17 protein-coding genes are annotated in these 11,773 nt (G+C 57.1%); all 17 read left to right on the top strand.

Translation table 11 applies throughout. The features are described 5' to 3' along the window. Positions 1 to 25 precede the first annotated feature (25 nt). Positions 26 to 577, top strand: a complete 552-nt coding sequence (locus ACQY8Q_RS20285) for a YceD family protein (protein ID WP_428428212.1) — start codon at positions 26 to 28, stop codon at positions 575 to 577. Positions 578 to 781: 204 nt separating this feature from the next. Beyond that, positions 782 to 1,840 carry a phosphate acyltransferase PlsX gene (gene plsX / locus ACQY8Q_RS20290; protein WP_428428213.1) on the top strand — a complete coding sequence of 353 codons (1,059 nt, stop codon included), beginning with the start codon at positions 782 to 784 and terminating at the stop codon, positions 1,838 to 1,840. Positions 1,841 to 1,845: 5 nt separating this feature from the next. Beyond that, positions 1,846 to 2,817 carry a beta-ketoacyl-ACP synthase III gene (locus tag ACQY8Q_RS20295; RefSeq protein WP_428428214.1) on the top strand — a complete coding sequence of 324 codons (972 nt, stop codon included), beginning with the start codon at positions 1,846 to 1,848 and terminating at the stop codon, positions 2,815 to 2,817. A gap of 94 nt (positions 2,818 to 2,911) precedes the next feature. Continuing rightward, positions 2,912 to 3,250 (top strand): integration host factor subunit alpha, encoded by a 339-nt coding sequence (locus tag ACQY8Q_RS20300; protein WP_113316049.1) that lies wholly within the window; start codon positions 2,912 to 2,914, stop codon positions 3,248 to 3,250. Between the two features lie 154 nt (positions 3,251 to 3,404). Further along, on the top strand, positions 3,405 to 3,938 hold the full coding sequence (locus ACQY8Q_RS20305; RefSeq protein WP_428428215.1) for a MerR family transcriptional regulator: 534 nt from the start codon (positions 3,405 to 3,407) through the stop codon (positions 3,936 to 3,938). 92 nt (positions 3,939 to 4,030) lie between these two features. Further along, positions 4,031 to 4,276: a DUF982 domain-containing protein gene (locus ACQY8Q_RS20310; RefSeq protein WP_428429832.1), complete on the top strand. Its 246-nt coding sequence runs from the start codon at positions 4,031 to 4,033 to the stop codon at positions 4,274 to 4,276. Positions 4,277 to 4,395: 119 nt separating this feature from the next. Beyond that, positions 4,396 to 4,746 (top strand): hypothetical protein, encoded by a 351-nt coding sequence (locus tag ACQY8Q_RS20315; protein ID WP_428428216.1) that lies wholly within the window; start codon positions 4,396 to 4,398, stop codon positions 4,744 to 4,746. Between the two features lie 5 nt (positions 4,747 to 4,751). After that, the gene (locus ACQY8Q_RS20320; protein WP_428428217.1) at positions 4,752 to 5,018 is read left to right on the top strand and encodes a hypothetical protein; all 267 of its coding nucleotides are present in this window, start codon (positions 4,752 to 4,754) and stop codon (positions 5,016 to 5,018) included. A gap of 147 nt (positions 5,019 to 5,165) precedes the next feature. Then, complete coding sequence (locus ACQY8Q_RS20325; RefSeq protein WP_428428218.1) at positions 5,166 to 6,737, top strand: calcium-binding protein; 1,572 nt, start codon at positions 5,166 to 5,168, stop codon at positions 6,735 to 6,737. 394 nt (positions 6,738 to 7,131) lie between these two features. Continuing rightward, positions 7,132 to 8,511: a tyrosine-type recombinase/integrase gene (locus ACQY8Q_RS20330; protein WP_428428219.1), complete on the top strand. Its 1,380-nt coding sequence runs from the start codon at positions 7,132 to 7,134 to the stop codon at positions 8,509 to 8,511. Positions 8,512 to 8,682: 171 nt separating this feature from the next. Next, positions 8,683 to 8,907 (top strand): DNA-binding protein, encoded by a 225-nt coding sequence (locus tag ACQY8Q_RS20335; RefSeq protein WP_428428220.1) that lies wholly within the window; start codon positions 8,683 to 8,685, stop codon positions 8,905 to 8,907. 40 nt (positions 8,908 to 8,947) lie between these two features. Next, entirely contained in the window at positions 8,948 to 9,559 is a 612-nt protein-coding gene (locus ACQY8Q_RS20340; protein WP_428428221.1) for a hypothetical protein, read from the top strand. Positions 9,560 to 9,757: 198 nt separating this feature from the next. After that, on the top strand, positions 9,758 to 10,114 hold the full coding sequence (locus ACQY8Q_RS20345; RefSeq protein WP_428428222.1) for a helix-turn-helix domain-containing protein: 357 nt from the start codon (positions 9,758 to 9,760) through the stop codon (positions 10,112 to 10,114). Positions 10,115 to 10,340: 226 nt separating this feature from the next. Next, entirely contained in the window at positions 10,341 to 10,694 is a 354-nt protein-coding gene (locus tag ACQY8Q_RS20350) for a hypothetical protein (protein ID WP_428428223.1), read from the top strand. Beyond that, positions 10,681 to 10,872 (top strand): hypothetical protein, encoded by a 192-nt coding sequence (locus ACQY8Q_RS20355; protein WP_428428224.1) that lies wholly within the window; start codon positions 10,681 to 10,683, stop codon positions 10,870 to 10,872. Before ACQY8Q_RS20350 ends, ACQY8Q_RS20355 begins: the two co-directional genes overlap by 14 nt. Further along, the gene (locus tag ACQY8Q_RS20360) at positions 10,869 to 11,117 is read left to right on the top strand and encodes a hypothetical protein (RefSeq protein WP_428428225.1); all 249 of its coding nucleotides are present in this window, start codon (positions 10,869 to 10,871) and stop codon (positions 11,115 to 11,117) included. Before ACQY8Q_RS20355 ends, ACQY8Q_RS20360 begins: the two co-directional genes overlap by 4 nt. Before the next feature lie 279 nt (positions 11,118 to 11,396). Next, complete coding sequence (locus tag ACQY8Q_RS20365) at positions 11,397 to 11,714, top strand: hypothetical protein (protein ID WP_428428226.1); 318 nt, start codon at positions 11,397 to 11,399, stop codon at positions 11,712 to 11,714. The last annotated feature ends 59 nt before the right edge of the window (positions 11,715 to 11,773 follow it).

Here is an 11,773-nt window from a genome sequence, read left to right on the forward strand (position 1 = left end):
CAGCGCCGCCCGAAAGGACCAGACGATGAACCACGACGAAAAACCCGCATTTTCCTATCCGGTCAAGGTCGGCAATATTTCCGCCAATGCCGTGACGGTTCGCCTCGAGGCGAATGAGGCCGAACGCAAGGCTTTGCGCGATCTCTGGGGTGTCCTGGAGGTTAAGTCGCTGGCAGCCGAGTTGCAGATTGCGCGCTGGAAGAGGGACGGCGTCAAGATCAAGGGCCGGGTGAAGGCGAGGATCGTCCAGGCTTGCGTGGTTACGCTGGATCCGGTGGAATCGCAGATCGATGAACCCGTCGAAGCGATCTTCGTGCCGGAAGGCTCGCGGCTGGCGCGGATTGCCGCCAACGACAGCGGCGAGATGATTCTCGATCCGGAAGGTCCCGATCTCCCCGACATGTTTACCGGCGACACCATCGATGTCGGCGTCACCGTTACCGAACATGCTGCACTCGCCATCGATCCCTATCCGCGAAAAGCGGGGGTGAGCTTCGGGGAGCGGATCGAAAGCAGCGAAAAAGATGATGTCCGCCCCAATCCCTTCGCGGCCCTCAAGGATTGGAAAAAGGACTGAGTGAACGGCAGTGTGTGGCACAATTCGGTTGTCACCTCAGTGAAAAACGGTATTTTGGCCGAAATCCAGCCCGTTGGGCCGTTTTGCCCCGTGAGTGGGGCCGTTACGTCTCAAACGTTATGAAAACACGTGTGTCTCCAACGCCCAGACTGATTGCGCCGGGACGAAACATGCAGTGTGGCAGGAAAAAAGGATAGGGCACGCGTGGTCAGAATTTCTCTAGATGTGATGGGCGGCGACTTCGGTCCGCAGGTCGTCATTCCGGGCGCCGCCAAGGCGCTTGAACGGCATCCCGATATCCGTTTCGCCCTCTACGGTCTTGAAGATCAATGTGCTCCTCTTCTGGAAAAATATCCGAAGCTTAAAGCAAACTGCACGTTCCATGCCTCCGAACTGGCGATTGCCATGGACGAGAAGCCGAGCCAGGCGCTCAGACGCGGCCGTGGCAAGGCGAGCATGTGGCAGGCGATCGAAGCCGTCAACAAGGGCGAGGCTGATGTGGTCGTGTCCGCCGGTAATACCGGCGCGCTGATGGCGATGTCGGTGTTCTGCCTGCGGATGATGCAGGGCATTCAGCGCCCCGCCATCGCGGCTATCTGGCCGACGCTGAAAGGCGAGAGCATCGTGCTCGACGTCGGCGCGACGATCGGTGCGGATGCACAGCAGCTGATGGACTTTGCCCTGATGGGTGGCGCCATGGCGCGTGCATTGTTTGAGGTCGAGCGTCCGACGCTTGGCCTGCTCAATGTCGGCGTCGAAGAAATCAAGGGCCAGGAACAGGTCAAGGAAGCCGGGCGCCTGCTGCGCGAATCCGGCATCGACAGCATCGACTATTTCGGCTTCGTCGAGGGTGACGATATCGGCCGTGGTACTGTCGATGTGGTGGTGACCGAGGGCTTTTCCGGCAATATTGCGTTGAAGACTGCCGAAGGTACGGCCCGCCAGATCGCCGAGTATTTGCGCGCCGCGATGTCGCGCACGCTGCTTGCCAAGATCGGCTACATCCTCGCCAAGGGCGCCTTTGACCGGCTGCGCGAGAAGATGGATCCGCGAAAGGTGAATGGCGGCGTCTTCCTCGGCCTTAATGGTGTCGTGATCAAGAGTCATGGAGGAACCGACGCCGAAGGTTTCGCCGCCGCCATCGATGTCGGCTACGACATGGTCCGCAACGGGCTGAAGGCGAAGATCGAAAACGATTTGCAAAAATACCATGCCTCGCGCCCTTCCGAAGGTGCAGCGACCGGCACGGCAGACGAGGTTTGAAAAGCATGATCCGTTCTGTGGTTCGCGGTTTCGGGGCGTCCCTCCCGAAGCAGGTGATGACCAATCGCGAAATGGAAGAGAAGGTCGACACGACCGACGAGTGGATCGTGCAGCGTACCGGTATTCGCCAGCGGTATATTGCGGGCGAGGGGGAAACCACCGCCTCACTCGGTGAAGGGGCTGCGCGCGCAGCTCTCGCCAATGCCGGCCTGACGTCTGCCGATATCGACGTCATCATCGTTGCGACGTCGACGCCAGACAACACGTTTCCGGCAACCGCCGTCAATATCCAGAACCGTCTCGGCATGCACCATGGTGCAGCCTTCGATCTGCAGGCGGTCTGTTCCGGCTTCATCTTTGCCGTGACCACGGCGGACGCCTATATTCGCGGTGGCCTTGCCAAGCGGGTATTGGTCATTGGTGCCGAAACGTTTTCTCGTATTCTCGACTGGAACGACCGCACGACCTGCGTGCTGTTCGGTGACGGCGCCGGCGCGCTGATTCTCGAAGCCCAGGAAGGCAACGGCACAACGGCCGATCGCGGCATCCTGACAGCGCAGCTGCGCTCCGACGGTGCCCACAAGGAAAAGCTCTATGTCGATGGCGGTCCGTCGACGACAGGCACGGTCGGCCATCTGCGCATGGAGGGCCGCGAGGTCTTCAAGCATGCGGTGGGCATGATCACCGACGTGATCGAGGCCGCGTTCGAGGCGACCGGCACGACCGCCGACGATCTCGACTGGCTGGTGCCGCACCAAGCCAACCGCCGGATCATCGACGGTTCCGCCAAGAAACTCGGCATTCCGCTTGAAAAAGTGGTGGTTACCGTCGATCTTCACGGCAATACCTCGGCAGCCTCGATTCCGTTGGCGCTGAATGTCGCAGCATCGGACGGACGTATCAAAAAGGGTGATCTCGTTCTGCTCGAAGCGATGGGGGGCGGCTTCACCTGGGGTTCCGTACTGCTGCGCTGGTAAAAAAATGTGATATGGTGCAGACGCTTGACCGGAATGGACAAGGGCAATACTCTTTCCGGGCTAATCGATATTTCAAGAAAATCGGTGGGGGAAGATGAGCGGAAAAACGGTGACACGAGCAGACCTGGCCGAATCGGTTTTTCGCAAGGTCGGTCTTTCCCGAACGGAATCGGCAGAATTGGTCGAGACCGTGATTGACGAAATCTGTAATGCCATCGTGCGCGGCGAAAGCGTCAAGCTTTCCTCCTTCGCGACGTTTCAGGTCAGAGACAAGAACGAGCGCATCGGGCGAAACCCGAAAACCGGCGAGGAAGTCCCTATTTCTCCCCGCCGCGTTATGACGTTCAAGGCGTCCAACGTGCTGAAGCAGCGCGTGCTCAAGGCGCATTTGCAGCGCAAGGCCAAGTTGAAACCACAATCCCCGGCCGCCTAATTCGATATTCCATCATTAAAGTGGTTGAAAACACGTCCATAAGCCGTTGAAATGCGCATGATTCGTGTAATCATCCGCAAACGCGGCGACAGAGACTCGTGGCTAAATCCGCGTGCCAAATGCCGCGCATGTTCGATGCGGAATGGGGGAAGACATGGACAAGAGCCCGGATGCGTTTCGCACCATCAGTGAAGTTGCCGACGATCTCGACCTGCCACAGCATGTGCTGAGGTTCTGGGAAACACGTTTCCTGCAGATCAAGCCGATGAAGCGTGGCGGCGGCCGGCGGTATTACCGCCCGGAAGACGTCGATCTTCTCAAGGGCATCCGCCATCTGCTCTACGATCACGGCTACACGATCAAGGGCGTGCAGAAGCTGTTGAAGATGAACGGCAACAAGTTCGTCGCGGCGATTGCCAGCGGCGACCTGGCAACCGTCGAGGCGCTCGCTGCCGCCAATATCGAGGAACAGGTCCAGCCGAAGCTCGGCAATCCCGAGGACGACCAGATCGTCGGCCGCGCCAAGGCGCCGGCCAGCCGCCGGTTCTTCTCCTTTGTCGGCGGCAATGATGAAACGCCGGAAATTTCTGTCGGCAAGACATCGGTCGGCAAGGAGGATAGGGGGCTGCTGCAGGAAGCACTCTACGATCTCCTGGAGTGCAAGCGCCTGCTCGATCAGGTGCGCTGAGCACCACGGCCGCCCTTCGCCGCTGCTTTCTTCTCGTGCCATCATCCCGTTCATGGTACGAACCCCGACTGAATTTTGAGCAAGGCATGACAATGGAAAAGCCCTGGACGAAGACTGTAACGCTTGCCCTGGAAGGGCCGGGCAAATACGTGACGATCGCCAATACCACCGAGGCCTCCTGGGCGATGATCGAGGACTGGCCGCTGGAGGATGCACCGGCTTTGGACCGGGCGCTGGAAATCTGCGCCGAAGTCGTCGAAGGCAAACGCCCGGCTGAAGACGCGCGAAAAGCCTTTCTGGCGGCGGCTGCCGAAGCGGAGATTGCGGTTCGGGACTGAAGGCTGAGGGCGATTGGCGCCGAGGGCGGTCTTTTGATCGTCGCGCCGGTCGGGTAGAAAGGCTCTTGGCGCACGCGGCGGCGATCCATATCTCCGCTTGCGAATGAGAAAAGAACGAGATGAACAAGACCCTGCAGGCAAAGTTTCATAGCGAGATGCTGGCGCTCTATGATCATTGTGCCGGGATCGGCTTCCGGCCGGTTCTGTTTCGCCGTCTTGTCATTCTGAAAGGCGGCGTCGAGGCAGCAAAAGAGTTGGTCTACAAGCCCGGGACAACTGGTCTGGAACGGCTGGTCGAGGCCGGGAAAACCGAATTCTCGATGGAGGCAGCGATGACTAGGCCGGAGTACCGCACTCTTTTTGCGCCGCTTGACATCAAGGAAGCGGCCAAGCGGCTTGAGGGCAGCGCGACGCGTGAACGCTCCAGAGGCCGGCTCACCGCCACGATCACCCATACGAAACAGGCATAACCACCATGACAAAGAAACAGAAGATCGAGCATTCTGACTTTTCCGGCGAATTCACTGAAGACGACATCACCGTGCTCGTCGATATCTTCCGCAAGGAAGGCAGCACTGACGGCTGGACAATGGAAGTGGTCGATCAGGACGAGGGCCTGACCGTCTGGGAAGAGCCATTCGCCACGGACAAGGAAGCCTTCGAAGAGTTTTTGGCTACCGTCGAACGCGACGGCATCGAATCGTTCCTGGAAGAGCCGGAGACCGATATTTCGGTCCATTGATGGCCAATCGTCGTTCTATGGGGCAGGCGCGCTGCCTGTTCGGCACCACGTAAACACTTAGAGCTATGAGTGCTTCAAGTGATCGACCGGCCATCGGTTTGGAGTATATGGTGTAGGTCTCATATACTCTTGGCTGTGGAGGGCGAAATGGCTGTTGTCAGCGGCGGAACTGCATTTCCGATAAAATTCAATACGCTTCAGGTCGACGGGCTGTACGATTACGATTTTTCGACCGTATCGCCGACATCGGCAAAGTATTACGACAATGCGACGAACTACACTCTATTCCAGGGCAGCGGCTTCACGTTCAATGCTGCTCACGTGCCAACCGGCGGCATCGTCACATCGGTGCGCTATGTCATCAATGGCAGCAACGCGCTGCTGATCACCGGCTTGAGCATCGCCGCGACGACCGTTCACACCTATGCGGCGCAAAACAACACACAGGGACTTCTCAGCCTTGCCCTGAGCGGCGCGGACACGCTGAACGGCACACCGCTGGCCGACGTTCTTTCCGGCTATGCCGGGAATGATATCCTTAAGGGTGCCGCCGGCAAGGACGTGCTGGATGGCGGAGTTGGCGTCGATACGGCTCTTTATACCGACAAGACAGGCGCCGTCGTCGTGACACTCAATGGTGCCACCAATGCAACCGTCACCGTTGGCGGCGTAGCGGAGGACACGATCCGCAATATCGAAAATGTCACCGGCGGTTCGGGGGCCGACACCTTGACCGGTGATGGCCTCGCCAATGGGCTGAACGGCGGAGCTGGCAACGACACCCTCAGGGGGCTTGCAGCCAATGACTTGCTGACCGGTGGTTTGGGCAAGGACGTACTCGATGGCGGGGCCGGGTTGGATACGGCAGTTTACAGCGACAAGGCGGGTGCTGTCGTGGCGGCACTCAAGGGTGCCGCCAATGCAACGGTCACCGTGGGCGGCGTAGCGGAAGACACGATCCGCAACATCGAGAACGTCACCGGCGGCTCGGGCGCCGACACCCTGACCGGCGATGGTCTTGCCAATGTTCTCAACGGTGGCGCTGGCAACGATACCATCCGGGGAGGTGGTGGTGCCGACACGCTGATCGGCGGCCGGGGCAACGATTTCCTGAATGGAAATTCCGGGCTGGATACGGTCGATTACAGCCGGGATGCAGCTGGTGGCGGAACATTGGGCGTCATCGTCAACCTGCTCGGTAATGGTGCTCAAGGTGGCTTGCCGGCAGACACCGCGAAGGACGGGTTCGGAAACACCGACACGGTGACAAACATACCGAATGTCATCGGTACCCAGTACAACGACCAGATCTATGGCGGCAATCATGCCAACAGGCTATCCGGCGGCGCAGGCAATGATCTGATCAACGGTGGCCTTGGAAATGATCTCCTGATCGGTGGGGCCGGCAACGATACGTTTGTCTTCAATACCGCGCTTGGCGCAACCAACATCGACACTATCAGCGATTTCGCCGTTCCAAATGATACGATGCGGCTGGAGAATGCCGTATTCACCGCCCTCAGCGTGACCGGCACGCTTGCCGCCGCTGCCTTTCATATCGGAACTGCCGCTGCGGACGCATCTGACCGGATCATCTACAATGCGGCGACTGGCGCTGTCAGCTATGACAAGGATGGAGCAGGTGGCGCAGCAGCCGTTCAATTCGCCACGGTGGCCCATAACCTGGCGCTGACCAATGCCGATTTCTTCATCATATAAGGTGGTGCATTGGTCCGCTGCTGCACGGTCGTGCGAGGATCACGTGAATGGAACCGGATATCGGAGGATCAGGACTTTTATGGGATACTCGGCTCCCTAAGCATGCCCCGTCACCCATTCGTCCGACTTCTTCCGGTAGCTGAAGAAAATGGAAAGGTGATTTTGACAGGGACTTCAAGGAGAAAATGGTCGGAGCGGCGGGATTCGAACCCACGACCCCTTGACCCCCAGAAATATGCTGACCCTAAAGTGGTATCACTAATCATAACACTGGAATGTCGTCAATCCGTTGTGAATTAAGGATTGTTGGCATATGTTGCGACTAGTGATCGAACACGGGGTAACAGTTGCTAACGAGGCTTCGATGTTACCCGGGGTAACAGGATGATGTCGGATGGCAAGAAGCGCAAAGACGCTTACAGTTATGGCGGTGAAGGCAGTAAAGGGAAATCCGGCGGGTAGGGAAGAGCATCCCGACGCTGCGGCGCCTGGCTTGCATCTGGTTGTGCAGCCAAGCGGAAGCAAGTCCTGGGCATTTCGATACAGATTCCAGGGCAAACCAAAAAAGCTCACAATCGGTTCGGTGATCATCGATCGAGAACACCCGATCGAGGGGGAGCCGTCGATCGGTTCGGCGATGACGTTGCCGGAAGCTCGCACGGCAGCGCACCAGGCCTTCCAGATGCTCGAGGAGGGGCGAGACCCTTCCGAGATCAAAAAGGCGCAGGTGGAGAAGGCGGTTGCCGCGAAGCAAGACGACACTGGCTTCCTTGCCGAGGTCCTGGCGACGAAATTTATCGAACGCTATGCGAAGCCCAAGAATAGGAGTTGGACGGAAACACAGCGGCAGTTTCGGAAAGAAATAACCGGCTATCGAGACCCTGAGACTGCCGCGGCGTATCCCGGACCTTGGTTCGGTCGCGATGTCCGTGATCTCCGGAAAGGCGACATCGTTAAGCTGCTGGACGACATTGTAGATCGGGGGAGCCCTGTTACATCGAACAGGGTTTTTGCGACATTGAGCACCTGGTTCACGTGGCTCGTCGGGCGCGATATCCTCAAGACTTCGCCAATGGCTGGCATGAAAAAGCAGACAGTTGAAACCTCTCGCGATCGAGTGTTGTCAGACGAGGAAATCAGGATCTTCTGGAAGGCCACGGCAGCATTCGATTATCCCTTTGGGCAAATGTGGCGAATTCTGCTTTTGACGGCACAGCGCCGGCAAGAGGTCGCGGGATTGGACTGGCGAGAGCTGGCTCTCGACGTCGATCTACCTCACTGGCTGATTCCGAAAATCCGATCGAAGAACGGCAGAGAAAACTTCGTGCCGCTCGCACCCATCGCATGTGAGATCCTTCAAGGCATAAATCGCGTCGGCAAATCGCAACACGTCTTTACGACGACGGGCGAGACTAGCGTCTCCGGCTTTTCCCGCTCGAAAGCTCGTCTGGATAAGACCATGCTCGCAATCATGCGGGAGGAGGCCGAGGAACGGGGAGGGGGCGGTGATGGCGTCTCACTCCCGCAGTGGGGCCTTCATGATCTCCGGCGCACCGCAGCGAGCTCCATGGCCCGGCTCGGTCAGCCCATCCACGTTGTCGAGGCGGTGCTTAATCACAAAGGTGGCGTGGTGAGCGGCGTTGCGGCGATCTACAATAGGTTCGATTACTCCCAGGAGAAAGCGGACGCACTTTTGGCTTGGGCTGATTTTGTCCTTGTGCTCGCTGGCGAGAAAGTTTCGAACATCGTTCCAATGCGTAAAGTGCACAATTAGCCCTCCGAAACGAAAAAAATGAAAGTGCCAAAACCCTAATAGACTCCTGGGATATTAGCACTTTCGTTTTTGGTTAACGTATTTCTTAACGTCTTTTGTTGTTGCGTTAAGTGTTTTTTCTGCATTATTTGTATGTTCTCGTAATGAATAGTTGTCATTTAGGAGGGCGATATGCAGGACAATCAGAAGCAATACATCACCGCATCAGCCGTATGCGCAAGATACGGTGGTATCACAACTATGACTTTGCATCGATGGCTCTCCGACGATTCGGTAGAGTTCCCTCGCCCAATGCAAGTAAACCGCCAACGATTCTTTGACGTGACAGAACTCGACGCGTTTGATCTTCGAATGCGCACCAAAGTACCGGCAATCCGCGCCAACTCGGCCGCTTAACCAATCCTCAAAATTTGGAGTTTTCACCATGGATCATCCCATGACCGATGACGCACGCGCAAAAGCACGTGCCGTGTTCGAAGCCGCCAAACTGCCAAAGGCATACCTGGAAACGTTGTCTCGTGCCGAGCTTCTCGCACTTGGAAAGTATCTGGAGGCCATGGCCAAAGCGCTTGACACTAAAAAGGACGAGCAGTCCGAACTTGCGTGGCTTAGGCTGCACTCGGACATCTCCGAAATCTCTGAAATTAACCTCGAACGCCCTTCCGTATCAGTCCTCGACATGCTGATCCGCGAGGACATCTTCAGTCTTGGAAACGACGAACCCGACATTTACATCGCGGAAGCCGAAGCCGAGTACGCTTTGAATTTTACACGAGGGGAGGCCTACCGGTTTGTAGATGATCCAAGCAGCATGGACTGGCTCGTAGAAGCCCGGAAGATAATCGTGGCCAAACTTCGTGAGGCCGGGCCGATGTCGTGGATCTCGATGCATGAGCACATTCTCGAAACGCTCCAGCTGTTAGAAGAGGCACTACCCGGGCACGAGGCTTATTTTGAGTTAGTGCGAGCGGGAGAGATCGAGACCAGTACGGCCGACACGTTGTCCTGGTGCACGATGATCAGACTCCCTGACGGGGCTACCGAATGAACCGCACGCCCGAACAGACAGGGGGGCGTGATGGCGCCTCCCGCGAGACCATCGTGAGTTCTGCAGCGCTCTGGCTGGCCGCGCAGGCGGAGCCGCCCCGGCCGATCGTGCCGGCCCTTAAAGATCGATTTTCCCTGTCCGCTGCCGAAGCCTGCAAAGCGTGCGCTCAGGCTGCCGATCTAAGGAAGGAGGGCGCGCATGGGGAGACAAACTCACCTTGAGATCGCGCACGCCCCACACACATGGCGGAGGTGGCTATACCGGACGCATCTCCCAGCCAGCGGCATGCGTGTCGGACTGGCCTTGATCGATAAGTATCTGAACAGAAGAACCGGTCGCTGTGACCCCTCATACGCAAAGATTGCGGAGGAATGCGACCTGTCACCTCGAACCGTTCGCGACGGGGTTGCGTCACTAGTCGCCGCCGGTCTTTTGAGCAAGAAAAAGAAGGGGTTGCGCGACACGCTATCATTCGAATTTCAGTATCCCAATGTGACGGATTTCCGGCATTCAGTACAGCCATGCAATGTGACGGATCTACGTAGAGCAATGTGACGGTTTTACGTATTTCAAGCTACGTAGATCCGTCAGGTAACCTTAGAGGAACCTCCGAATAGAACCTCCGATCGGTTTTTTACCGTGCTGCTCGACCCCCTTTGGCTTCGCCGTCTTCGCTGAAGCTCCGACTGGGTTGATATCTTCAAGTAGATATCAACCAGGGGGTCTTTTATCAGCGCCACAGAAAATCTGACATGGATGCTTCGCATAGAAAGATGAAACCATGACCATGAAAGACGATAACGACGAAGTGCCGCTGCTGAAATGGAAACAGCCAGATCGATTTACCCTCATCCACCTGCCGATGACCCACCGTCTCGGAAAAATAAGACACTGCGCGCACAACATTCGCCGATGCAAAACACCGAGCGGCTTTCGCGCCTACATGGCCAAGGTCAACGAGGGGCTGGTGTTCCAACAAAACAAGGTCGCCCGCCCGCCGGCAGAAATTTGTACAGAGATCGAGGCATTCTGGAGCGCCGTTTTCACTGTGGCAGGGCTTAACCAGGACGATAGTCTCAACGGGCGAAAAGCATCTATTTCCAACTCAAAGGAGATGCCGCGTGACCAAAAATAAAAACCACAGCCGATGCCTGACGAGAAGTCAAACAGTCCACGCGGCTTTGTTCGAGATCTTTCTTGAGCTGGCGCAGGATGCTTTGGCGTCCGCGAGATCTGCCGCCGACGTGCAGGAAGCTCAAGACTCTCTTTTGAAAGACATAGCCTCGCTCGGGAACGTGGGAGGTGCGAAATGAAATCGATCTGGCTTCCTCCTCTCTATGTCGAATTCGAAGATACCGGTTGGCACAACGATAGCGACGGCGAGATGGTCGCCTTTCGCGTCATAAAGAATGGCGAGCCAACTACCTCTGAAATCAAGTTTTTCAAAGGTGATGCGAAACAGATCGTCCGCTTGCTTGAGGCTGCCGGCATCGCGACGGAAGAGCGAAAGCGCGGGGTGCCCGAGACCCCACGACATACGCGGAGGACGAGACGATGACAAAACCGATCTCACCCAAAGCCCTTGACCGAATGCTGGCGCCCGAGGCACGAAGCCGGATCCTGTGGACAGCTGAAGCTATCGGCGCGCGGATCGGAACTTCGGCTGATTTCGTCAGGGGCACGCTCGCAAATGCGGAGGGATCTCCGATCAAAAAAATCGGCACGAGGTACTGTGTCCACGAGGCAGATCTCCTTGCCTTCTTCCGGACCTAGATCGTTCCGGTTGCGGACATGAGGCGTCTCTGAAACATTGAGCCCGAAATCCGTGGGAGGAATCATGCTTGTTTTATACGTCGGTCTCATTGTGATCGGCCTACTCGGCGCCCGCATAAATCTGGTTGGAGCTCGAGGTGGTCAGGTTGATCAGGCCGTATTGATCCTGGCGCTTTCGGTGGCAGCCACCATAGCCACGCTGTCGCTTTTTGTTTGGGGCTTCATCTATCTCAAATGGTACTGGCCGGTGGTCGCATTTGTTGCCGGAACTATATTCGGTATGGTTGTCACTCGGAATTCATGGGCGAGTCTTGCCGCAGCTAGGCCGGTGATGGATGCCGCTGTGGTGGCTGGTGCCATATTCATCTGGTTCCTCAAATAGCCGTGATCCGCCAGAACATAATCAAACCCGCTCCAACCCACTGAACCCGATAGGGATTT

Source organism: Pararhizobium sp. (assembly GCF_965279435.1).
GTDB lineage: Bacteria > Pseudomonadota > Alphaproteobacteria > Rhizobiales > Rhizobiaceae > Pararhizobium.